Origin of the sequence: Alkalithermobacter paradoxus (assembly GCA_002029295.1) — a bacterium.
Taxonomy (GTDB): domain Bacteria; phylum Bacillota; class Clostridia; order Peptostreptococcales; family Peptostreptococcaceae; genus Alkalithermobacter; species Alkalithermobacter paradoxus.
This window is the reverse complement of the sequence record MZGW01000009.1, coordinates 44,040-67,615: the sequence shown is the minus strand read 5'-3', so window position 1 is coordinate 67,615 and position 23,576 is coordinate 44,040. Positions and strand designations below refer to the sequence as shown.

Annotated in this window: 20 protein-coding genes; 2 read left to right on the top strand and 18 right to left on the bottom strand. The window is 35.1% G+C overall.

The features are described from left to right. Window positions 1-54 precede the first annotated feature (54 nt). The 10 genes from CLOTH_RS09020 to CLOTH_RS08975 all read right to left on the bottom strand — a co-directional run bounded on the left by CLOTH_RS09020 (window position 55) and on the right by CLOTH_RS08975 (window position 9,048). Window positions 55-639, bottom strand: coding sequence for a hypothetical protein (locus CLOTH_RS09020; protein WP_331722073.1), 585 nt, complete (start codon window positions 637-639; stop codon window positions 55-57). Continuing rightward, window positions 636-1,070, bottom strand: a complete 435-nt coding sequence (locus tag CLOTH_RS09015; protein WP_072903408.1) for a DUF7768 domain-containing protein — start codon at window positions 1,068-1,070, stop codon at window positions 636-638. Before CLOTH_RS09015 ends, CLOTH_RS09020 begins: the two co-directional genes overlap by 4 nt. Further along, complete coding sequence (locus CLOTH_RS09010; protein ID WP_079413288.1) at window positions 1,070-1,822, bottom strand: phage antirepressor KilAC domain-containing protein; 753 nt, start codon at window positions 1,820-1,822, stop codon at window positions 1,070-1,072. Before CLOTH_RS09010 ends, CLOTH_RS09015 begins: the two co-directional genes overlap by 1 nt. A 93-nt stretch (window positions 1,823-1,915) precedes the next feature. Next, the gene (locus CLOTH_RS09005) at window positions 1,916-3,850 is read right to left on the bottom strand and encodes a DNA polymerase (RefSeq protein WP_079413286.1); all 1,935 of its coding nucleotides are present in this window, start codon (window positions 3,848-3,850) and stop codon (window positions 1,916-1,918) included. Between the two features lie 78 nt (window positions 3,851-3,928). Continuing rightward, the gene (locus CLOTH_RS09000; RefSeq protein ID WP_044036310.1) at window positions 3,929-4,477 is read right to left on the bottom strand and encodes a DUF2815 family protein; all 549 of its coding nucleotides are present in this window, start codon (window positions 4,475-4,477) and stop codon (window positions 3,929-3,931) included. Continuing rightward, window positions 4,470-5,618: a DUF2800 domain-containing protein gene (locus tag CLOTH_RS08995; RefSeq protein WP_044036309.1), complete on the bottom strand. Its 1,149-nt coding sequence runs from the start codon at window positions 5,616-5,618 to the stop codon at window positions 4,470-4,472. The genes CLOTH_RS09000 and CLOTH_RS08995 overlap by 8 nt, the downstream gene beginning before the upstream one ends. Continuing rightward, the gene (locus CLOTH_RS08990; protein ID WP_050355253.1) at window positions 5,611-5,934 is read right to left on the bottom strand and encodes an rRNA biogenesis protein rrp5; all 324 of its coding nucleotides are present in this window, start codon (window positions 5,932-5,934) and stop codon (window positions 5,611-5,613) included. The genes CLOTH_RS08995 and CLOTH_RS08990 overlap by 8 nt, the downstream gene beginning before the upstream one ends. Further along, on the bottom strand, window positions 5,909-6,127 hold the full coding sequence (locus tag CLOTH_RS08985; protein WP_067424292.1) for a hypothetical protein: 219 nt from the start codon (window positions 6,125-6,127) through the stop codon (window positions 5,909-5,911). The genes CLOTH_RS08990 and CLOTH_RS08985 overlap by 26 nt, the downstream gene beginning before the upstream one ends. Before the next feature lie 45 nt (window positions 6,128-6,172). Continuing rightward, window positions 6,173-6,706, bottom strand: a complete 534-nt coding sequence (locus tag CLOTH_RS08980; RefSeq protein ID WP_242976287.1) for a sigma-70 RNA polymerase sigma factor region 4 domain-containing protein — start codon at window positions 6,704-6,706, stop codon at window positions 6,173-6,175. Window positions 6,707-7,176: 470 nt separating this feature from the next. Next, on the bottom strand, window positions 7,177-9,048 hold the full coding sequence (locus CLOTH_RS08975; RefSeq protein ID WP_079413282.1) for a helix-turn-helix domain-containing protein: 1,872 nt from the start codon (window positions 9,046-9,048) through the stop codon (window positions 7,177-7,179). Window positions 9,049-9,219: 171 nt separating this feature from the next. Between CLOTH_RS08975 and CLOTH_RS08970 the strand changes: the two genes are divergently transcribed. Next, window positions 9,220-9,702 (top strand): hypothetical protein, encoded by a 483-nt coding sequence (locus tag CLOTH_RS08970; RefSeq protein WP_079413280.1) that lies wholly within the window; start codon window positions 9,220-9,222, stop codon window positions 9,700-9,702. Window positions 9,703-9,718: 16 nt separating this feature from the next. After that, on the top strand, window positions 9,719-12,151 hold the full coding sequence (locus tag CLOTH_RS08965; RefSeq protein ID WP_079413278.1) for a restriction endonuclease: 2,433 nt from the start codon (window positions 9,719-9,721) through the stop codon (window positions 12,149-12,151). Between the two features lie 31 nt (window positions 12,152-12,182). On the opposite strand, the gene CLOTH_RS08960 is transcribed toward CLOTH_RS08965, so the two are convergent. The 8 genes from CLOTH_RS08960 to pfkA all read right to left on the bottom strand — a co-directional run bounded on the left by CLOTH_RS08960 (window position 12,183) and on the right by pfkA (window position 23,505). Beyond that, complete coding sequence (locus CLOTH_RS08960; RefSeq protein ID WP_079413276.1) at window positions 12,183-13,817, bottom strand: DNA methyltransferase; 1,635 nt, start codon at window positions 13,815-13,817, stop codon at window positions 12,183-12,185. Window positions 13,818-13,829: 12 nt separating this feature from the next. Further along, the gene (locus tag CLOTH_RS08955; protein WP_079413274.1) at window positions 13,830-15,116 is read right to left on the bottom strand and encodes a DNA adenine methylase; all 1,287 of its coding nucleotides are present in this window, start codon (window positions 15,114-15,116) and stop codon (window positions 13,830-13,832) included. A gap of 407 nt (window positions 15,117-15,523) precedes the next feature. After that, complete coding sequence (rlmD, locus tag CLOTH_RS08950; protein ID WP_079413272.1) at window positions 15,524-16,885, bottom strand: 23S rRNA (uracil(1939)-C(5))-methyltransferase RlmD; 1,362 nt, start codon at window positions 16,883-16,885, stop codon at window positions 15,524-15,526. Window positions 16,886-16,951: 66 nt separating this feature from the next. Further along, window positions 16,952-17,650, bottom strand: a complete 699-nt coding sequence (locus CLOTH_RS08945; RefSeq protein ID WP_331722072.1) for a hypothetical protein — start codon at window positions 17,648-17,650, stop codon at window positions 16,952-16,954. 173 nt (window positions 17,651-17,823) lie between these two features. After that, window positions 17,824-19,410: a sodium-dependent transporter gene (locus tag CLOTH_RS08940; RefSeq protein ID WP_079413268.1), complete on the bottom strand. Its 1,587-nt coding sequence runs from the start codon at window positions 19,408-19,410 to the stop codon at window positions 17,824-17,826. Window positions 19,411-19,696: 286 nt separating this feature from the next. Continuing rightward, entirely contained in the window at window positions 19,697-20,698 is a 1,002-nt protein-coding gene (locus CLOTH_RS08935; RefSeq protein ID WP_143715455.1) for an aldo/keto reductase, read from the bottom strand. Between the two features lie 70 nt (window positions 20,699-20,768). Continuing rightward, window positions 20,769-22,532: a pyruvate kinase gene (pyk, locus tag CLOTH_RS08930; RefSeq protein ID WP_408605824.1), complete on the bottom strand. Its 1,764-nt coding sequence runs from the start codon at window positions 22,530-22,532 to the stop codon at window positions 20,769-20,771. A gap of 13 nt (window positions 22,533-22,545) precedes the next feature. After that, window positions 22,546-23,505 (bottom strand): 6-phosphofructokinase, encoded by a 960-nt coding sequence (pfkA, locus tag CLOTH_RS08925; RefSeq protein WP_079413264.1) that lies wholly within the window; start codon window positions 23,503-23,505, stop codon window positions 22,546-22,548. Window positions 23,506-23,576 lie beyond the last annotated feature (71 nt).

The window sequence follows — 23,576 nt, the reverse complement described above, 5'->3', positions numbered from 1 at the left end:
TCGTAAATATATTAGGCAACTCTTATAGAACTGCTTCTGCGCTCTCTAAGATTTCTAATAAAGAAACCTAGCAAAACTGTACATAAAAATATTGGCATAATCGTACAAAATAACCTTGACATTAATAACAAATTCACCATTAGAGGAAGTGGATGGCCAATACATAAGACGATGGGCTTCATAAGTCGTATCATCGAAAAGATCTATGCCGATTTCTTTTGCCACCATACGTCCAACGGCTGCGTATTCTTCTTCGCTGATTTCACGAGCAAGAGGAACGATTAGCCTAAGTCTTGGATTTTCCGGTGTATGCTTATGGGTGGAATAAACACAGCATTTGAAATCAAAAAGCATACTGATTTGTTCCCAGATATCTGGTCTACCGTAATCCATATCTAAGGTAAGCAAAGAACGGCATAAAACATTGCCCTTCTTTCGCCTTCCCCCTTTTAAATGGCCTCCGACAAAACCACCCACATCTTTGATATCATCTTGTTGGCCTCTTTTTAATTTCCGATATTCTTCTACTGTTTCCGTAGTACGTTGTGTTGTCTTTACACGGGCACAAAAATCCTCCCACGAGATATCTTTGTTTTTCCATTTCTTGTCCATCCGACTGTTGCCCACAGCGATTTTCATAAGCTTTCGACCTCCTCATGCTCTGGACTAAAATATCTGACCGTTTGTCTGCGTTTCTTGGCTACTTCAATCTCCCTTGCCATCCCGCTTGAGATGGTATTGCCTAGCACCCAAACCTCGGAGCATTTGCCCATAAGCACGATGTCCATAAATATGGCAAGTTCACGTTCCTCTGGATTTTCATCATCCATAAACTGTGGAAACATAAGGTGGGGAGCAATTGGGATGCAATTATTCTCCAAGGCAAATCTACAAAAGTTGCGAGCCTTTTTAACGTTTCCTTCTACATCACCGGAATAGGGAGAACAAATATATACAAGTGGCTTAAAGGCAGATTTTTTCTCTGCCTTTTTCTTTCTTATTATGTTGGTCAGTGCCTCATGGGGAGTTGGGTCATGGTATCCTTCATGATTGAATTTATCAATTCCCATTACACACCCTCCATTTCTATCTGCGGCAAAATACCATCTGCCTTCAACAGTTCGTAAATGAAGAGTCTGCCTTTTTGAGTCCAATATGTATGGACTTTTGTATGCAGTTCACCGTTACTACCGATGTAGCTATGTGTCTTGGTGCTGGTATAGCCTTTTTCTGCATACTTCTGATATAAAAGCCAGATACCACCTTGTTTAAATTGGATGCCCTTTTTATTAAGATAGCGGTTCATCCAAATAGCTGACTTGCCGTAATCTTTGGCAATTGCTGATGTAGAAATGAGGTCTTTGCAATTTAGAACTACATCATAATAGGAGACTTTCGGTTTCATTTCCGCAATCTGCTGATTCTGAACAGCAATCGTACCTTCAAGTAATTTATTTTGATTCCTTACTTGATTTAGTTGCTGATTGGCAAACTGTAATGCCCTTGCCATGATTGCTTCTGGAGAGTTCCATCGTCTTTCAATTTCAAGAAAGTACCCGCGGCATTGTTTTCCTTTTGGAGTACGCTGTATCATGCATAGCTCTTTTGCCATATCAATTGTTATTTGATGGTCCACAGCTGGTCTTCCACCTGTACTTTCCGACAGAAATGTCGAAAAGTCCGTACCCTCCACAAATCCATACTCACACATTCTTGGAAACCATTTATCATAGGGTGTTTTCACTTCCAAAACTGCATGCAAATCGCGGCCAAGCACTGTGGGGCGGTCATTTTCATAGTTGATTCTTACTAATTCGTCCATACGAATTACCTCCTGTAATATAGTCAGAGAGGAAACCCCTCTACCTAATAGCCACAGGAGGTAATGAATGTTGAGGATTTTGAAAAAATATATTTAATCTTTTTGATAAAACTGACACTCATAGCCATCAGCACTAAGTAACAGGCCATTTGCCCATGTTGGTGTTCTAGTCATTTGTTCACAAATAGTAGAAAGTGACATACTCATATCCGCTTCGATTATAATTTCATCGTGTACATGAGCTACAATGGAACAATTCTTTAATGTCTGCATGGCATGGCACAAAATGTCACGACTGATTGCCTGGACGATATTCTCTACAAATTTTGGACCATAGCTTTCGATTCTTTCCCACTTTTTCATCCCTCCGACCCCTTCATAAGTGACTGACTCGCCACCAAATACATTCTCTCCCATACGAGGTTTCACATAGGAAAGCCGCCTGCCGGAAGGAAGGACAATAAAGAACATTCCACTTTGATATATAAATTTAATGCCGTGTGTTTCTGTAGGAGTTTTCTGCTTAACGCAGGTTTTTACAGCGCGGTCAACATCCCACCATAGTTTTGTAATATTGGGATTGGATTGTCTCCAAGCCGTTACAAGAGGTTGAAGTTCCTCTTCTTCAATTCCCATCTCCAAAGCACCCATTGATTTCAGTGCTCCAACAGATCCACCGTAACCTAGGGCTAATTCAGCAATTTTTCCCTTCTGACGAAGATGTCCATTGACACCGTTTTTCTCCACAGGTACGTTAAACATCTGAGATGCACTTGCACAGTAAATGTCACCGCCATTTTGGAATACATCTATTCTCCATTTTTCTCCTGCAAGCCAGGCGATAACGCGAGCTTCAATCGCTGAAAAATCTGCAACTATAAACTTCATGCCCTCCTGTGGAATAAAAGCAGTTCGGATAAGTTCCGACAGTACTTCCGGGATAGAATCATAAAGTAAGGTAAGAGCATCAAAGTTTCCGCTACGAACTAAAGCACGAGCCTGTTCCAAATCAGGCATATGGTTTTGAGGGAGATTTTGTAGTTGAATAAGCCTGCCCGAAAACCTACCAGTTCTGTTTGCTCCATAAAACTGAAACATTCCTCTTGCACGACCATCTTTGCATACCGCATTCTCCATTGCCGTATATTTTTTCACCGATGATTTTGCAAGCTGCTGACGAAGTTCCAAAACGGTGCCTAGTGGTTCAGGTGCTGTCTTTAACATCTCAACAACTGCTTTTTTACCAAGACTATCTGTTTCCAATCCGTTATCAGCAAGCCATTCTTTCATTTGTTGTACAGAGTTTGGATTCTCCAAATTAGTTATATCCTGCATTAAAGCCATTAGCTTTTCCCGCGACTTTTCATCCATCTTGACGGCTTGTTTTACAAAAACCATGTCTATAGCGATACCACGATCATTGATTTTCTGGTCAAGATGATATTCTGACCATATATTCTCTGGAAGCGGGAATTTAGATAGTCTCTGCTGTATTGACATCTCGGCTTCCACATCACGGAGGTTATATGCTTTAAATCGCTCCCATTTATCCATGTCGTGTTTTGGCAAATTACGAACTCGTCCTCCGTTTGATTTAGTAGGGGAGCAAGGTGTACAGAAATATTTAATGAGGTCTTTGCCTTCCGTCAATTTTTGTTTTTCCAATCCTAAGACTGCACCGACGCCCTCAAGTGAAAGTGGAAGTCCCATATAAGCCGACCATATCATTGAACATTTCCAGGATGTAGGGTCAAGATAATCAGTAAGGTTAAGCCATTTTGATAGGCAAACACGCTCAAACATAGCATTAAAGGCCCATTTGGTAACGGAATTATCCATAAGAGCATTGATTATTTCTTTTGGGATTTTCTCTCCGCAGGCAAGATCAACCACCTGAACTGCACCGCCATCAACCGAATAACCAAACAATAGAATTTCAAAATCATCACTCTCGGCATAACGGTAGACTCCACATTTTTGAAGATTGGCACTACTAAATGTCTCAATATCAATAGATATAGAATTCATGTATTACACCCTTTCCAATGCAAACGAGGTGACAGAAGAACAACTTCCACCACCCCGTTTGTATTCATACTTTAGCTGTTATGCTAGGAAATCATCATCTTCAATTGTGGTGAAATCATCAGCCGCTGTGGTTCTGCTGCCTAAAGGCTCTCCGTCTCTAATCTTCTGGATGTTACCAAGTCCGCAGGCCACACCCTTGTTCCCATTAGAATTGAAAGCATAGAAATTAAGTGACACTCTTGCATAGCAACCACTGTATACCTCATTGCGATCCAGAATAGGCTTGACTGCTTTATCTACAATCTGAGGCGGAGTAGTGCTGTTGGCATTTACAAAATAATGTCCTTTATAAGCCTCATCATCTCGTTCTACATCACCATCTCGAAGCGGCAGCTTGATAGCAGCCTTATTTGGTTTTTTACCGCCAAACTTTGCAATGCCCTCTTCAATAGCTGCATCAACTGCTGCATTGATGGCATTAATGGTTTCCTTATCCGATTTAGGAATCAATACCGATACACTATACTTTTCTGCCCCACCATTGATGGATACCGGTTCCCAGCCATGAAAGTAGCTGAGACGTGTGTTTACACCAGTAATAACCTTCGTTCTGTTTTTATTATTCATATTCACATTCCTCCGTTATTTCGTTAAATTCGTTTTTTGCATTAGATACGTTCATAGCCGGACGCTTATCCGATAGCGGGACCAGAGTCGGCTTTCCCGGTGGCTTGTATATAAGATCACCGAGTATCTTCTCAAATTTTGATTTGCCCATCAGCCTTTCCATTTCCGTAAGAGTGATGAGACTCTGACGAAAGATATCTTTATAACCGTTTGCTTTGGCTACTTCAGCCACAGCATCTTCATCCTTGAATTTGCGGACAGATCTGCCCTCAACAACCTTAAAACCATGCCACTCTTTACCGTGATTAACAGCTGCATCGGTGGCATAAGCAATGATTTCATTTGCCCACTTCGTAAGATCGGACAGTTTAGATAGAACTTCCTCGATTTCAGAGTCCGTAAGTAGTGGGGGTAGCTTGAATTCCGATTGTGCCAATTTCAGTTTTTCCTCGGCCCTAGCACGGCATTTAACTGCCGCTCGACAGAAAGTACACCACTCACCCGGAAGATATTCACCTTCACCGTCATAAGCTTTTTTAGCCCTTGGTTTTAGTTCTTTTTCTGCCCAATCTTTCAGATCCTCTACCCGTATTGTCCATGTGCTGACATTCTCTCTGCGTGGCTGGAAAATGGTCATGGAAACTTCCTCGATGTCGTACAAACTATCGTAAATTTCTAAAGCACCCAGTGCGTACAACTTCATCTGTGGATTGTCCACCGCATCTACCAATACTCCCATGCCATACTTGAAATCGATAATGTGAAGTTTCTTATCGGCAATAATGATGCAGTCACCGGTTCCAAATCCCTGTGGAACATAGCAAGAAAAATCAAGACGCTGTTCGATTAGTATTAAAGGGTCTGTGCAGCTCTGCTTTGCCAGCTCCAACTGCTCCATTACAAATTCCACATATGCATCACTGTGTTCTTCCATCTCATCGGAGTTATAAACTGAGACAGGACGCTTACTTCTCATATGAAGTGCTTTTTTGAGTTTATGTTCGCAGAGAGCATGGGCGGCGGTGCCTTCGGCAGCTGCACTGGATTCGTTATTTACAAACTCCAGTTCCAATCGTGCAGACGGAAGGCAATTCAGCCACCTATGGGCGCCTGATGCGGAAAGAACTGCATGATCACTCATTCCCAAGTACCTCCGCATCTTTTAACATATCTGCATAATGTTTTGGGTCCACTTCGCTTAATTTAGAGCCACCGTATTTTTGGATTATTTCTCTTACTTGGGCAGTAAGACCGGCTTGACTCTTTTCAGCGAGTTTTGCTCTGACTTCCTCCAGAGTGATTTCCTTTTTATTTGGTTCAGGCTCTTTTACAGTTGTAGTCGGTTCTTTTGTTTCGACAGGTTCATTGCCCGCCATTACATCAGCAACCGCTTGTATGCTGTCTGCCAAAGAGCGCATATCGGAAACCACATCAAGGAGTAGCTTGATCTTGCTCATGGCTTATTCCTCCTTCCTTAATCTCACTGATGGCGAGTTCCTGTACGGTATCACCCGGAACAAGGATGGTTAGTTTCTGCTTATCACCAAGTAAGAAACGAAGGAAACGCTCCCTAATGGTGACGTTTCGACAGGAAACAATCCCGCCAGACTGTGGTTTTTTTGAAACACTGATTTTCAAGTTGTGCTTCATGTATTCACCTCTTTCCGAGAGCGTTTATGTGCTGCCCTCTAACTATTAGCCATGGCAAGAGGGGAAAGTTGAGGATTTTGGATAGATTTTTTTGAAATTCTTCTTAGCTGTATCTAAGCGATGTGAAATGGCACTTACACTTACTCCCTCACGTGCTGCATACTCTGTTACCGAAACACCATCCAAGACTATAGCAATCAGTAGCTCTGCTTGTTTTTCCTTGAGAGCCTTGCGAATAATTTCACAGATATGTTCATACTCTTCTTCTTTCTCTCTATCAATTTCATCTGAGTAGTCAGGGAAGTAGTCCATATGGTCGGTTTCATCAACCTCTTGGTCATCCTTGCGGAATGGTTTCTTTGGCATACCTCTGTGTCTGTCAAATTTATGCCAGTTATTGTACTCCGGCTTGTTGAAACGTTCGTCCATTATCTCCTGTGGAGAGCGCCGGGTCACAGTTTCTTTGTCCTCTGCAGAAGATAGCCTGTCCTCATAATCCGTCTCAATCATTAAGGTAAAGTCCTCGTCTGGTACCTCCAGATAGATAGATTTGTTTTCGTGCTGAATTCTAATTTTCATTTTGCATCCTTTCCGCCGGATTGCATTGGCGGCAAAGGATACAAAAATAGACCTGTACCAGAAGTACACAGACCTTTTTATCCTGAAAATGAGCGCAATAAGGTAAGGTACTTCTATTGCACCGCAACAATCCTTATGGATTGGAGCGAAACAATATGTATCCTCTGCCCTTATTGCAAATCAGGCATTCGATATTTTTTTGTAGACGAGGAACGGTCTTAATCTAGCTACTTACGAAGGACCTTTCCTTCGTCTAATATTATTGTAAGGTAGAAATGGACAGCCTTGGCGGACACCTCATGCCCGGTAATTTCATACTCAAAACGATGCCTTTTTTCATATAAACACCTAAAAACAGCAATAAAAAAAGCCATACACAAACCCTTAAAAGGATTTATGTATGGCTCATGTGCCTAACAGCTAAAAAAACGGACATCCCGTGTCCGTTTTTTCAAAAATATTTTGAAATTTTATAATGGATCTGCACCTTGCTTTAGTAAGAAAGCTCGTATTTCGTCCATCGTTTGGGGGTAAAGGTATGTCAAAGCAAAATCATACCAGATATGACTATTGTTATTATGAAAATTCAACCGAAAAGGAGAGTTGTTAATTATATGATAGCTGATTCTAGGTGGGAGATGTAATCCAAGGCAAATTAAAATGATTGAATTTAATGACCCTTGTTCTTCACCATTAACGATTCGCCTTATAGTGCGTTCGTTAACCATCGTTCTCTCCGCTAATTCTTTAAATGTTACATCTTTCCACTCACGCACTATTTTCAGACTAGTATGATAGTTAGTTGGCAGTTCACCATATATACGATTCTCTTCCATAAGTTTTGCTGCCAGCATTTCTGCCTTTTTTTCTGGCGAAGCATGCTGATATCCTCTTCCATATACTATATCAAAGGCGATATCTGAAGTTTCATCCCTATTTAAGAAACATTCACTATGATATCGTTCCTTACATCCCGACTTTATTGATAAATCAAATATCAAGCAGCACTCATCCATATGGTTACGTGCATAGTCAGTTAGTACGGTCTCCCCAAATATATCCTGAGTTACATACTTGGGATGGTTTAAAACAAAATGTGCATCAACATATTGGTAACTACCATCCCTTACAAGAGCACTTAATGTAGGGTTGGTAAGTCCCTGAATTGCCGCATCTTCCGCACCAATGGAAAATGTCTGGTTTTTTTCAAGTGCACCCTTCTTAAACCTATGAGGTTTGACGTAACGACCATCTATGTAAGTAAAAGTTCCAATTGCTTCCTCATACCCAGCATCAATCATTCGGATTTTTGCTGCGGTTCGAGAAACACAGAAAAACGTAGCCAAAGCGTCAATAACTGGCTCCATTACATCTATAAGTTCAGATGTTCCTAACTCCGTACGAAATTGCTTAATATACTTAAACGCTTGGGTTTTAAACATTGCAAGAGGCATTTGTATCTTTGGAGTGAGAGCATTTGCCTGCCATTCCATCCAATCAGTTGCATCTCTGCTATTGTCCTTTATGCCACCAACTACCTGACACTTAATTCGTGTTAGGCTGTTGTTATAGAGCCGCTCCAATTCAAATGCTTTTCTATGCTGATCCCAATGAACACACTCATGGACAATGGTATTGTTTACCGATCCTAGATTACGTAGGAAGAACGCTTTTGGATCAACTATGATAGTTCTGGCATCTACATGGGTCTGTACCATCTCATCACTGTCTTCATCATAGAATACTGCATCACAATCATGAAAGTATAGCTGTCCAAAAACAGAGAAATCCTTTGTAATTTCTCTCATTTCCACTGTAAGACCCATTTTTTCTGCTAGTACTTGTGGTTCAATTGCCATTGGGGTCTTTAGTGCTTCTGGGTAGTGTCTGCGAAGAAAGTCTGTAGCGACAGATTCCAGTTGCTCCTTATAGATGATAGGAACAAGAGAGTCCGACATAGGTTTTGGCTGTTTATTTTTACTGGTATACTCAGTTACACTAGAGATTGTAAAGTCATCTAAATTGCAAGCCAAATCTCCTGAACAGTGCAACAAGAACCAGTGGTTACACTGTTCAAAATTATCATAATGATAGTCACCCTCTGCTACTTCAATTTCTGCATCTACAATGACATCAAACTCAATTTTCATATCTGGGAGATCATTGACTGATACTAATTTAACTTCAATTTCCGAGAGGTTGACCTGCCCCATATTCTTTATACTTCGCAGGTTTAAATCTAAACTACCAATGCTCTCTTCAATATATTTTTCTATGACTGAGTAGAAATCGTTGTAAAACCTACTCGCAACATAATCTGTAAATGATCGATTGGCTGTCATAGTACTCCTCCTTTCATTTAAAAATATCCGAATTATACACGTTAGAAATTAGTAACAAATGTAATTTTCACTTTTAGTACTAATACCACAACTAATACACTTTTGGTACTAATATCACATTTCAACTGTGTTATTATTATATCATAAAGTCATAACATTGGGAGGATAATAGTGGAAATAAAACAAATGTTATCTATGCAGTTTTTTGTTTCTAATTTAAATAATTATATATCTTACAAAGGGTTTTTAACTGTTAGAGAACTAGCAGACTTTCTTTCCATTAATTATAATCGATTGGTATCATGGCTTAATTTCCAAAGAACTCCGCCTCTTGCTGTTTTAGATAAAATTGCGAATAAAATGCAAATTTACTCAAAAGACTTAATTGGTCGCCAAATAGATTTTAATAGCTATGGGTTTATTGGTGGAATAGAGAATTTATCTAATGTGCAATTTTGCATAAATTTACGTAAGTACTTAAACAAATATGACATAAAGACCGCATCAGACTTTGTTGCTTATTTTGACGGAGTTTTCTCTGAGCACACCTATTACTCATACTTTAAAAATAGTAACAGCAAAACACCGTCTTTAAAATCTTTAGAAACTATATCGCGTTTTTTAGAAGTAAAACCATCACAATTAATTGAATGAAAGGGAGGAAAGATATATGCAAAACAATTCTTATAATGCAAAGGTGTCCAATGAAATACTGGAGAAATTCTCAAATTTAATTAAAATCTTAGATGATGAAAGTAACTCTATACCGTCCATAGCCAAAAGAGCATTTAATTTTAAAGGGAGAAAATCAGAAAACATAGCCTTAAAGGTTCTGGATTATATTAGTACCCCAGAATCAAAAATTTGTGACCCTTTTATGGGATCTGGATCTTTTGTATTTGCTAGCAGTATGTTAGGTAGAGAGACAGTTGGTATTGAATTAGATAACTATACCTACAATGTTATAAAAACTCTTCACTCAAAAATTGATTATGATAAACTTGAGCTCATGTTTCAGGAAATCAAATCTGAAATATTTAATGATGTAATGTACTTATATAAAACTCATTGTTGTGGTGAAGTAAATTATATAAAAACATTATATTTTGATCCAGTTTCACAAGAATACTTTAATCCTCAACCCCACAGAGAAATTGTTGACGGAAAAAATGTTAAACTTTATTACAAATGTCCGGTTTGCGAAGATACTTCTAAGACATTTTCTACTGAAGATGAACAAAAGCTTTCCGAAGTAAACTCTCTAGATACCTCAAGATTCCCGGATCATGAACTAATAACAAATAGTCGTATAAATATTACTTCAAGTACAGGAGCCGATCGCTATGATAGAAATTTTTCTAATAGAAACAAGTACGCACTATTATTAATTCAAGATAAAATATCATCGCTTCCTGACTGTATAGAAAAGGATTTCATACAACATGCTCTCGTTTCAGCTTTAACTCTAAGTAAGATTACTCAGTACGGTTCTAGTTCTGATATTTTATATCATGTTATACAGAATAAAGCACAAGACATGAATGTTTGGTATCTATTTGAATCAAAATACAATAATATGGTGGCTTATAATAAATACTATTGTGAACAATCACCGGATAAAGAGACATTGTTATCATTTGCTAATATAATGAATGGCGACTATTCCACAATTCTAAGTCAACCTAAATTTAATCAATATTTTGACGTGATTTATACAGACCCACCTTATACAGATCAGGTACCCTATTTAGAAAGAAACCAGTTGTATCGAGATTGGCTATTTAATTTTTCGGATAAAAATCAATTTCAGTTAAGTAAGCAAATGCTAGATGAAGAAATTGTGGTAACCAATGCACCAAGCAGAAGAGAAAAAGACATCAAGAATTATTATGAATCTATAGATAAGATGTTTTCTATATTTTCAAAAATAATCAAAACTAATGGAACGGTTGCTTTTACACTCAATCTAGGTAAAAAGAAGTTTTTTGAAACTTTCTCAAAATTTATTGATTTTGCTCGAAAGAACGGTTTTGAATATATCTATAGAATTGATCTAGCTAAAAATGATCCAACGCTCAGAAAACAATCAGCGTGGAGGGATACTCTCTCTACTGAGATGCTAATTTTCTTCATTAAGTTAGATGAAGATAAAGCCTATTGGTATAAAGATGACAGAAACATTGAATTAGAGCTAGGGAAGTTAATATATAATCAGATATTGAAGAATAACGGAATTACTCTCACCACTGCTTACAAGGAAGTATCTAGAAAGATTCTAAATAAGCAGGTGGAAGATTTAACCGAAAATGAAATAAACAGGATTAGAGGTTTAATTTCCGAACAATTTATAATAGATCCGCGAACCTCTATGATTTACGTTGATCCAGATAAGCTATATTTATCGATAGAAGACAACACGACTTTATTCAATAAACTCTATGACATTGTACCGATACTAATCAATAACCTACTTGAAAAATGGGGCTCTTTTACACTTGATGATTTGTATTTTGAAATTAGTAGTAAAGTCTGTAATGGTGACCCTAACATTCTAGCTCAAATTCTTGAAGATCCTTCGAGGGAAAAGTATATCGTAAACTTGATAGAAAACTATTGTAACACAGATGAGAAGAGTTCATATACCAGAAAAACAAGAGTATCTGCATCTCCTACAGAAGATGCTATCGATATCTCAATGCTCGATGGCTATAGTTTTGAAAATGTTCTTAAAGATCTTTTAACATCTGAAGGATTTATAAATGTAATACGCATAGGCGGTGCAGGTGACAGGGGAGTAGATCTTCGAGCTAAGAAAATTAATCCTCAAACTGGAGAATTGGAAGGATACATTTTCCAAGCTAAGCGCTGGATTGGCAATGTCGGTGGAGAGCCGATACAAAGACTGCATAGTATGATGGTACAGTATTCAGCCGAGATACAACATGCAATTTGTATTACTACTTCTGATTACACTGAACACGGTAAAAGAGAGGCAAAAAGCACAGGGGTAGAAATTGTTAACGGAGAAGAATTGATTGAACGTTTAAACACTGCATTTCCAGGTAAGTATTATCACGGCCTACTTGACTTCCATAATAATTAGAAACTAATAGAGGAGACTATAATAGTCTCCTCTAAATTGTCCATTTCCCTTTAGTAGTATCCCAAGTTAGATACTTTTCAAATATTTCCACTAGGCTCTTATATTTAAGCGCTAACTCGGAAAGCCAACCGTTATGAATTATAAATTCCATTAAGCCATCATCATATAGTTCTGGCGTTGATTGAGGTCCATTAGTTTTAATAATATATTTAGCATGTTTAATGATATTAAGTTCCATTTCTTCTATACTCTCAACTTCTCTAACCTCTTTTTTTACATATGGTTCTTTAATAAAAAAAAGTACCGCATCTCCATTCAAGGATTTTTTGGGGCTAATAATATTCTTCAGCGTGTTCTTTTTCTTAACATGAACCTGCGACAAATATCTAAAACCCGCTTTTTCTAAAATATCTATAAGTTTTTTCCAAACATCAAGATTACTATCATGAAAATACATGCACATGTATTTATCATTCTTTACTTTTCTACCAACTTTAGCAAAGGCATCCTCTAAAAGCTTATAATACTCAGCTTCATCTTTTTTTCTTTCTGGTGCAGTTGAAACAACAATTTCGTCTTCTAAATTATAATCCAGGTTCAAAAATGGTTTATATAATTGCATATACTCCGAATATAATACCTGTCCCAAATATGGGGGATCGGTAATTACAAGATCTATGCTATTGTCGGGAATATCTTCTTCTGTGATAAACTGAATTCCTTTATTAATAATTTTGAACTCACCTGGTTTCATGTCAAACAAATTATCAGATTTGCCTCGATTAGGACATAAATTTTTCTGGGCATATTCTAAGGAAGAAATTAAAGCTTTTGCTCTCTTTCCTATCACAGGTAAAATATTTTTTTCTACACAGTTTTTTTTAGGAGTCCACAAAGGCCATTGTGAGTTTGAATGAGTATCTGTAATCTTGGACAAGTGTAAGCTACTTAAGAGGATATAGTTCAATAATTCTTGTTCTTCTTCATTAAAAGTCTTTATGATTTCAAGCACTTTATCAATGATATAGAAGTTTCTTTTAGTAAAAATATCAGAAATTTTTTGTCCCTTATATACTGCAATTCTTGTATTGCTCAACAACTCGACGTTTCTAACAAAATTAATCTGATAGTATTGTTCCATTTCATTCATCATTAAGTAATCTTCTTCAGATGAATCTTTTCTCAATATCTTTTTACTACAATTGCAATTATAGTGAATCTCCTTAATTACTGGGTTACTTGTAAAATCTTCACGATCAAAAATTGTTTTAGTAATGATTCCTTTTTCTTTACATGAATCACATGTCGTTTCATAGTAAACATTTAATTGCTCAATTTCATCTAAAAATCTAGCAATAAAAGTTTTTACGTTTCGAAGATTATATTTCTTTAACAATACCTCAATAATAAATATCGGAACTTGGTTAATTTCGACTCCAACAGCTTTTCTCGAATATTTTTTTGTTATTGCTTGTATTAGTGTGACCCCCGAACCCATAAAAGGATCAAATACAATATCACCTTTTTCTGAAAAGCTCTCTATTAAAATATCACAAATATTATACGGTTTTTGAGACCAATACAAATGCGATTTATATAGATCATTGTTATTAGAGGCAACTGTGTTTTTAATTTTCATTTTTACTTCACTTAAGTCTTTTATCATTCTACCACTCCCCTAATATTTACAAACAATTAAATACTCCAATACTTTTTTAGTATCTTTGTTTCTATTATTGGAGTGTTCATATTCCTCGGTAAAAACATTTATTTTATTTCTTCCGAACTTTTTTTCTGCAGTTTCGATAATATCTTCAATATTCATAGTATACCTATTCGTCGCTTGTTGTTTTGTGTCTCTTGGGTATGCATAGCTCAAAGCTAAATTCATTCTGTTTGCCTTGCAATAATCAAAAAGTATGCTTGTTTGGTCTAATGCTGTTGATCTTTGGCTTAATGGTGACTGAAATCGGTCTTCACGATATAAACCTTTTGAAATCTTACCTCTATATAGAGAGATATCATCATAATCATATAGCGTTACAGTGTTTAACAAATGATAGTATCTAGAGTACTGCATATCAGTATATGGTGGATCAGCGTATATAAAACCCACTTCCTGTTTCACACGGTCAATATTGTATATTTCTGATATTGGTTTATTAAACACAACATTGTCATGACTACTTATAACAAAATCTGATGATTGAAACTCAGATAGTTTTCTCTGAAAATACTCAAGGATTGATTTCTGTCTTACACTAAACAATTTAGTTTTATTATTTTCTATACTAAGTGGTTGAGCCATGTGCCCATCTTTTGAAAAAGTACATTCTTTCATAGCATAAAATAACGCTGCTAGTAAAACATTTTGAAGTGCGTTATCTTCTAACAACTCTATTGCGTACCTGATAGAGTCTATTTCTATTGATTGATGTACTCCAAAATATGTATTCGCATAATAAGTCGTAAATAGCATATATGGGATTTCATCTTTCTTTATTTTTAAATCTTTCGTTGTTCTGATTGTGTTATTATATAAGCTTAAATAACCATTCCATACAGTGGGATAGTTATCATAAAAATTTTTAATTTTTTGTACATCTTTTTCTTGAATAAGCTCTTTTTCTTTTACTACATACTCACCAAACAAGTTAATTAAATCATTATGATTTTTCTGATAAAACTTTTCAAATTGTGCTTCATACGTATCCCACAGCAATTTATTATTATACTGGAGTAAAGCTTTTGCAATTACAGAAGAATACACTTCACTATCATTCGCAAAAATTCTATAGTATCTTTTTAATGCATAACCGACAGAACACGATCCGGCAAATATGTCAAAGACTGCTTTCTTCTCATCAATCACATCAATTGTATTTTTATATATAAAATTCAGCAAGTTTTTTTTGCTTCCTTGGTAGTTTAGTATTGTGAATACATCATTGCTAAAGTTTTCCATATATTATTCTCCTTTAAAAACTATCTCTAAACCATTATAGCATAACATAGTACAAATGTCACAAGTTATTATTTTTTAGTCAATTTTACTACATCGCAATGATTATAGATCACTTATCCATGTTGCTAAAATTGTCATACGTATGGATGAGCAGAACAACTGGATAACTAATGATAGAAAATCCTTTTACGAAATAAACCAATTGAGCTGATTATCCATCCATCCTGTCTACACAACCCTATGAATTTATCTAACCTGTCAACTCAACCCTACACACATTTTTCACAGTTGACCTATTTCCTCAGAAACAAAAATAAGGATTTTCAAGATTAAAAGGCACTGCCAGACATTAGGCAGAAAATCTTTCAACCTAGAAAACCCTTTATTTATCAGTGTTTTGAATACTCCTATTTCTCCACTCTTGACATCAATGTCACGCACTCAACGTGCATTGTGTGAGGGAACATATCAACTGGCTGAACTTCAACTACTTTATATCCATTCATATCTAAATAAGCTAGATCTCTTGCTAAAGTTGATGGATTACAAGATACATACACAACTCTTTCAGGATTCATACTAACTATAGTCTCTAATACCTTTTCATCACAGCCTTTTCTTGGAGGATCTACTACTACAACATCTGCTGTTTTTCCTTCCTTGTAAAGATATGGAACAACTTCTTCTGCTTTTCCAACTAAAAACTCTGCATTATCTATATTATTTATCTTAGCATTCACCTTAGCATCTTCTATTGCTTGGTCTACAATCTCTATGCCATACACCTTCTTAGCCTTTTGTGCTAGGAATAGTGATATACTTCCTATACCGCAGTATATATCAAATACATTTTCATCTCCAGTTAGATTTGCATACTCAAGTGCCTTGTTATATAAAACTTCTGTTTGAATAGGATTTACTTGAAAGAAAGATAAAGTCGATATATTAAATTTCAAACTTCCTATATAATCTTGAATTTTTCCATCTCCATAAAGTACTTTATTTTCTTTTCCAAGTATTACATTAGTTTTGTCTTTATTTATATTTAGTACTAATGTCTTAAATCCTGGTATATTTTCTTTGAGTGAATCTATCAACTTATCGCTGTGAGGTAGTTTCTCTCCATTTGCAACCATTACTACCATAACTTCTCTTGTCTTAAATCCAATTTTAGTAACTAAATGTCTTAAAAGTCCTTTATGATTTTTTTCATCATATATACTTACATTAAAAGTCTTTATATATTCTTTTATTACATCCATTATTTTATCGTTCATTTCATGCTGTATAAGGCATTTATCTGAAGATATTATTTCATGACTTCTTTTTTTATAAAAGCCTAGTATAGGCTTATTATTTTCATATCCTATAGGAAATTGTGCCTTGTTTCTATATCTAAAGGACTTATCCATTCCTAAGGTATCATTAACCTTTATATTTTCTAATTTTCCTATTCTACTGAGTGTTTCTTTCACCATATTTGTTTTAAGATCTAGCTGTTTTTGGTAATCTAGGTGAAGAACTTGGCACCCTCCACAATAAATTGATTCTTTACAAGGAGACTCTACTCTATGAGCTGATTTTTCTACAAAGCTTACTATCTCACCCTCAGCATAATTTTTCTTAGATTTTATTATTCTAACTTTTATTTTATCTCCTAAAAGTCCTCCTTCTACAAATACAGTAAACCCCTCGTATTTACCTATTCCCTCTCCTTTATGTCCTATATCTACTATATCAACTATATACTCTTTTCCTTCTTTTAGCATAATACCTCTCCTTTTCTTGATTTAACTTAATTATATTACCAAAAAATAAAGAGCCTATAAAGGCCCCTATACAAATAAATCTTTACTTTTATATCCTCTATATGCTTGAACTAAAGCAAAAGCTAAAAGTATTACTGCAAGTATTGGTGGAATAGTAACTAGTGCTTTTGCAGTAGATTCTGACCTTCCTGTATCACTTGCAACATCCATTATAGCTTTTTGGTAGTTAGTAATTGCATATATTCCATATCTTATCCATATAAACGAAGTCATAAGTGCTACAGGAATAACAGCTAAACTCAAATTAAAACCTTGCTTTGATCTATTCTTAACTCCTCTTAAGCCTAAAAATATAGGAACGAAAAATACTGCTGGTAATATAAACCCAAAGTATTGGGGAGATAATGCCATAAAAAGTATAGATGTAAGTATAAATGCTTTTATATATTTATTCAGGTAATTTGTTTCCCCCTTAAAGTCAGCTTTAGCAGCTTTTAGATACCTTATATAGTACTCTATTTTTCCATACAGATTTTTCACATCTGCGTCAATTTTGAACTCGCCTTTAAGCTCTTTTCCTTTTTTTACCAAGGAGTTGTATACATCTTTTAGATGCTGATCTACTTCTATTTTCTCATACTCACTAGCTATCATAGAAAGTTCATTTAGGTATTTTTCTTTTCTTTTACTTTCTATTAATGTTGTACTTTGTACTTTTCCTTTTAGTTCATTCAAAACTTGTAATATCTCTGTTGTTTTCATCATATCCACCCCCTTAGTATATTATACAAAAACCCCACCAAATATGGTGGAGTTTTTTTAATTTTCTATTTTCTTTCTTGTTCACCTTTAATTAAAGCATTAACACTAACACCTGCAACAACGAATACTACAGTCCATACAGTTACTAAAAAGCCTAAAGCTGCACTTGTCATATTCTACCCCTCCACTCTAATAGTAATTTTATTTTGGGAGAGTTCATCTTTGTATTTATTTTTAATAGATGTATATGATTGTATGAACCCTGCAATTAGAACTAAACCTATAACTATTCTAGCTCCTTGAACCCAAGGTACAAGTTGTGGCATTCCTTCAACAAATGATGGAACTATATTAAAGTATCCAGATTCCATATATGTTTTTGTTGAGAATACTAATACTATAGTTAATGCTAGAGGTGCTATGCATTTTACAAATGTGTTGAAGAACCAAGTTGGAACTTTCCATATTCCACCTTTATTTATCTCAGTTAAAGACTTATCTCCCATTAAGTATGCTGCAACTACTATTTCTATAAGTCCTAGAACTAATAATAAATAACTTCCTACCCAGTTGTCTACTTCAGTTAAATAAACAAGCTCTGCTGTTTTTGTAAGTATTGGCTCAAGTCCAACTGGTAAACCAACTATAACGTATGCTATAAATATAATCCAAGAAGCTTTTGTTCTTTCTATTCCTAAATCTTCTTCAACTAAAGCTGTTAAGTAGTTATACATTGCTATAGCTGAAGTAAATCCTGCAAAGAATAATAATAAGAACCAAAGTGATCCAAATATCTGACCACCAGCCATTGATCTAAATACGTTAGGAAGTGCTATAAACGAAAGACCAACTCCTGCTCCTACTCCTTCTGGTCCTAGGAATGCATAAGCTATAGGTATAACTATAGTACTTCCAAGAACTATTTCTGCAAACTCATTTAAAGAGATAGTTGCAATTGATGAAACTACAACATCATCTTCTGGTTTTAGGTATGATGCATAGTTACATATGATACCCATTCCAAGTGATAATGTAAAGAATATTTGACCTGCTGCTGCTAGAGCTGCAGTCCAACTTAATTTACTAAAATCTGGATTCCATATAAAGTTAAGTCCTTTAAGAGATGACCAGTCAGGATTTACTGGACTTCCTAAAGTTAATGCCCTAATAGCTAAAATAATTCCAAATACATATAATACAGGCATCATTAATTTTGCCCAAGCTTCAATTCCTTTTTGAACACCACGCATAACTGCCAGTGCAAGCCCTGCTAATGCTATTATCCAGAAAGTAAATACCATAGCTGGATTTTGGATATATCCTACAAATATTTCTCCTGTAGATTTAGCACTATCCATATATCCACCAGTTAATGATAAGAAGCTATATCCTAATGTCCATCCAATTATATGATTATAATATGAGTTAACAAGTAAAGTAACTCCAAATGCAAGCATTCCAGCTAGCGCCCCTACTACTGCAGCTTTTCTAGGTTTTACACCTTCTCTAGCTTGAAGGTATACCATTGGTCCTAAAGTTCCATGGCCATACTTTCCACCATATCTTCCTAAATTCCATTCAACTAACATAAGTGGCAAACCAAGCATAATAAGTGCTGCAAAGTAAGGAATCATGAATGCTCCTCCACCATTACTAGCAGCTTGATACGGGAATCTCCAGAAATTTCCAAGACCTATGGCATTACCTGCCATAGCAAGTATAAGACCTATCTTGGACCCCCAATTTTCTCTAGATTCTGCCATTGTTCTCCCTCCTTTTAATTTTTTATTATATATGTCAATGCAACATATATCATAGATATAATATGAGATTATACTATCTTTCTTCATACATTTCAATCATTTTTGTAAATTTTCTGAATATTCATCAGAGAATTGTTGCATCTATTCACCTTGATTTTACTTTATATAATATATATTCACGTATGTTATATTTATTCAAAGTTAATTTATTAACATTTATATGAAAGTTGTAGTTTATATTCTTTCATATAACTAAAATAGAGCTAGGTTATTCCTAGCTCTAAATTTATCCTTCTAACTTTTTTGCAACTTCTTTAAGCATGTCCCTAATAGGTAGATTATATGGACATTTTCGTTCACAAGCCCCACACTTTGTGCAAGTTGATGCTCCGTTTCCTAAAGAGTTATATCTATCTAATGCCCACTCTTTTAGGTTGTATCTACTATAGTATCCTTCAAGCAAAAACTGCATAGGTATATTTATATTCTCTGTACATGGTAGGCAGTAGCCACACCTTCTACAAAATCTGCTTCCAAGCTCATTTTTTATTTTATTTATCTCATTCATTTCACTTTCTGTTAGTACATTTTTTTCATTACCTACTTTAACATTTTCTATAACTTGATTTATATTATCCATACCAGGAATTACTACATCTACAAATTCTTTTGATAGTATATATTTAAGTGCTAGTTTAGCATTATCTAATGCCCCTCCAGCTAATGGTTTCATTATAATAGTTCCTATATTTTTCTCCTTAGCTTTTATTAAAGCTTTTTCACCTTGATTTTCAACTATATTATACGGAAACTGTATAGTAGAAAATTTATCATATTCTAATCCTTTTTCTATAGAACTTACACTATGAGAAGTTATACCTATTTCTCTTATTTTTCCTTCTTTTTTAGCTTCTTCTAAAGCTTTATATGCACCATTTTCTGAGAATATCTTTTCGTATTCATCTTCTTTTAAATTGTGTATCTGATACAAATCAATATAGTCTCTCCCTAAATTCTTTAGGCTTGTTTCTATATCATTTTTCATAGAGTTATAGTCTCTTGACATAGATTTCGTAGCTATTATCCAGTAGTCTTTATCTTCTTTTATGCTATATCCTATATATTCTTCACTTACAGTATATCCTCTAGCTGTATCTATAAAGTTTATTCCTTCTTCTTTGCATTTTTGAATTAATTTTTTTGTTTCTTCTTTAGTTATTCTTTGTATAGGAATTCCCCCGAATCCTACTCGATTTATTTCAAATTGTGTTTTTCCAAGTTTTATCAAATTCTATCTCCCCCTTTCCTCAATTATATCAAAAAAAACGAGAAAGAATAATTCTTTCTCGTTTCGTATATTAAAGTCCTTTTACCTGTCCTCTGTATATAAATCCTTTAACTGGATCTACAGTAACTATTTCTCCATCTTTTATAGTTTCTGTAGCACCCTTAGCTGATACAACTACTGGCTTTCCTAAGTTTAATCCAACTATAGCTGCATGAGAAGTTATTCCACCTTCTTCAGTTATAACAGCAGTAGCTTTTTCGATATATTGATTTAATTCTACATCTGTAGTTGTAGTTACTAATATATCTCCTTCATTGAATTTAGCTTGTGCTTCACTTGCATCTTTAACTACACAAACTTTACCAGTAGCAGAGTTTCTTCCAACTCCTACTCCTTTTGCTAATACATCACTTACTATGTGTACTTTTATTAAGTTAGTAGTTCCTGCAACTCCAACTGGAACTCCAGCAGTTACAACCACTAAATCTCCAGAATTTACATATCCAGCTTCTATAGCTGCATTCATAGAGTTTTCTATTACTTCATCAGTTGAAGAAGCTTTTTGTGATAATACTGATTCTACTCCCCAAGTTAAAGCAAGCTTTCTCATAACTTTTTCACAGTTTGTAGCTGCTACTATAGGAGCAGATGGTCTGAATTTAGATACTGCTTTTGCTGTATCTCCTGAAGAAGTACATGTTATTATAGCACTTGCATTTAAGTCTATAGCTGTTGTACAAGTAGCGTGACTTATAGCATTTGTTATATTTACTTTTGATAATCCTTTATTTCTTAATATTTCATTGTAATTTAAAGTTTCTTCAGTTCTCTTAGCTATAGTAGCCATAGTTTTTACAGCTTCTACAGGATATTTACCAGCAGCAGTTTCTCCAGATAACATTATAGCATCAGTTCCATCGTATATAGCATTTGCAACGTCAGTAACTTCCGCTCTTGTAGGTCTTGGATTTCTAATCATAGAATCAAGCATTTGAGTTGCAGTTATAACAGGTTTTGCAACCTCATTGCATTTTCTTATTATCATTTTTTGAACTATAGGTATTTCTTCTGTAGGTATTTCTACTCCAAGGTCTCCTCTTGCTACCATTATACCGTCAGAAACTTCTAGTATTTCATCTATGTTATCTACACCTTCTTGATTTTCTATCTTAGATATTATTTGTATATCTAAAGCATTTTTTTCTTCTAGAATAGCTCTTATAGCAAGTACATCAGCTGGCTTTCTAACGAAAGATGCAGCTATAAAGTCTATACCTTGCTCTATACCAAACTCTATATCTTTTCTATCTTTTTCTGTTATAGCTGGTAGATTTATAACTACTCCAGGTACATTTACACCTTTGTTATTTTTAACTATACCGCTGTTTTGAACCTGACAAATTATATCTTCACCTTTTATTTCCTTAACAGTTAATCCAACTAATCCATCATCTATAAGGATAGTATCTCCAGGCTTTACATCTTCTGCAAGTCCTTTGTAGCTTACCGTACATATTTCTTTTGTACCCTCAACTTCTCTCATTGTTATAGTAAACATTTGTCCTTCTTCTAATAATACTTCAGGATCTTTGAATTTTCCTGTTCTTATCTCTGGACCTTTAGTATCTAAAAGTATAGCTACTGGTTTATTTAATTCTTTTCTTAATTCTTTTATAGCATTTATTCTAGCTCCATGCTCTTCATAATCTCCATGTGAAAAGTTAAGTCTACAAACGTTAAGACCATTATTTATAAGCTCTTTTAGTATTTCTTTTTTCTCACTTGCAGGACCCATAGTACATACTATTTTAGTCTTTTTTTGTAACATAAGCACACTCTCCTATAATTTATTTTGCTAATATACTCGCTAGTTTATAAAGGTTTGAATTGAACTTTCTTTCCATTGATAATGCTTCATGGATATCCATATCTATTATTTCATTATTTTTTATACCTACTACTCTAGAAGCTTTTCCTTCTAACAATAATTCAACAGCTTTTGCTCCCATTTGACTAGAAAGTATTCTATCAAATGCACTTGGAGTTCCTCCTCTTTGGATATGACCAAGAATTGTAGCTCTTGAATCTAAACCTGTTTTTTCTTTTATTTGCTCCATGATTTCATTTGCATTTCCTACGCCTTCAGCAAGCATTATTATACTGTGTTTTTTACCTCTGTTATTACTTTGGATTAATCTTTTGCATATCTCATCTATATCGTATTCTTCTTCTGGAACTATTATTATTTCTGCTCCACCTGCAACTCCTGCATATAAAGCTATATCTCCACAATGTCTTCCCATTACTTCTATTATACTTATCCTTTCATGAGAAGAAGAAGTATCTCTTATTTTGCTTATTGCATCAAGTACAGTATTAAGTGCTGTATCAAATCCTATAGTATAATCTGTATAAGCTAAGTCATTATCTATAGTTCCTGGAACTCCTATAGCAGGGAATCCCATTTCGCTTAATTTTTGTGCACCTTGGAAAGATCCATCTCCACCTATTACAACAAGGCCATCTATTCCAAATACATTAAGTACATTATGTGCCTTCTTTCTTCCTTCTTCAGTTCTGAACTCTTCACATCTAGCCGATCTTAGAATAGTTCCACCTCTATGTATTATATCTCCAACAGAAGATAAATCCATTTCGAATAAATCTCCATCAATTAGGCCTTTGTATCCTCTATTAACTCCATACACTTTGCATCCATGGTATATAGCTGATCTTACTACTGCCCTTACTGCTGCATTCATTCCTGGAGAATCTCCACCACTAGTTAAAACTGCTATTTTTTTCATGAGTACACCTCCTAATTTAACTAGGGACACTATTAGTCCCTATAGTTCGCATATTATCCCGGTCTAATTAA

Coding starts and splice junctions, on each gene's coding strand:
- CLOTH_RS08995 (WP_044036309.1), bottom strand. CDS start 5,618: ATGAGTGATCATGCAGTTCTTTCCGCATCAGGCGCCCATAGGTGGCTG.
- CLOTH_RS08965 (WP_079413278.1), top strand. CDS start 9,719: ATGCAAAACAATTCTTATAATGCAAAGGTGTCCAATGAAATACTGGAG.
- CLOTH_RS08985 (WP_067424292.1), bottom strand. CDS start 6,127: ATGAAGCACAACTTGAAAATCAGTGTTTCAAAAAAACCACAGTCTGGC.
- CLOTH_RS08975 (WP_079413282.1), bottom strand. CDS start 9,048: ATGACAGCCAATCGATCATTTACAGATTATGTTGCGAGTAGGTTTTAC.
- CLOTH_RS08990 (WP_050355253.1), bottom strand. CDS start 5,934: ATGAGCAAGATCAAGCTACTCCTTGATGTGGTTTCCGATATGCGCTCT.
- pfkA (WP_079413264.1), bottom strand. CDS start 23,505: ATGAAAAAAATAGCAGTTTTAACTAGTGGTGGAGATTCTCCAGGAATG.
- CLOTH_RS08960 (WP_079413276.1), bottom strand. CDS start 13,817: ATGATAAAAGACTTAAGTGAAGTAAAAATGAAAATTAAAAACACAGTT.
- CLOTH_RS09010 (WP_079413288.1), bottom strand. CDS start 1,822: ATGGACGAATTAGTAAGAATCAACTATGAAAATGACCGCCCCACAGTG.
- CLOTH_RS08980 (WP_242976287.1), bottom strand. CDS start 6,706: ATGAAAATTAGAATTCAGCACGAAAACAAATCTATCTATCTGGAGGTA.
- rlmD (WP_079413272.1), bottom strand. CDS start 16,885: ATGCTAAAAGAAGGAAAAGAGTATATAGTTGATATAGTAGATATAGGA.
- CLOTH_RS08945 (WP_331722072.1), bottom strand. CDS start 17,650: ATGATGAAAACAACAGAGATATTACAAGTTTTGAATGAACTAAAAGGA.
- CLOTH_RS09020 (WP_331722073.1), bottom strand. CDS start 639: ATGAAAATCGCTGTGGGCAACAGTCGGATGGACAAGAAATGGAAAAAC.
- CLOTH_RS09015 (WP_072903408.1), bottom strand. CDS start 1,070: ATGGGAATTGATAAATTCAATCATGAAGGATACCATGACCCAACTCCC.
- CLOTH_RS08955 (WP_079413274.1), bottom strand. CDS start 15,116: ATGGAAAACTTTAGCAATGATGTATTCACAATACTAAACTACCAAGGA.
- CLOTH_RS09005 (WP_079413286.1), bottom strand. CDS start 3,850: ATGAATTCTATATCTATTGATATTGAGACATTTAGTAGTGCCAATCTT.
- CLOTH_RS09000 (WP_044036310.1), bottom strand. CDS start 4,477: ATGAATAATAAAAACAGAACGAAGGTTATTACTGGTGTAAACACACGT.
- CLOTH_RS08940 (WP_079413268.1), bottom strand. CDS start 19,410: ATGGCAGAATCTAGAGAAAATTGGGGGTCCAAGATAGGTCTTATACTT.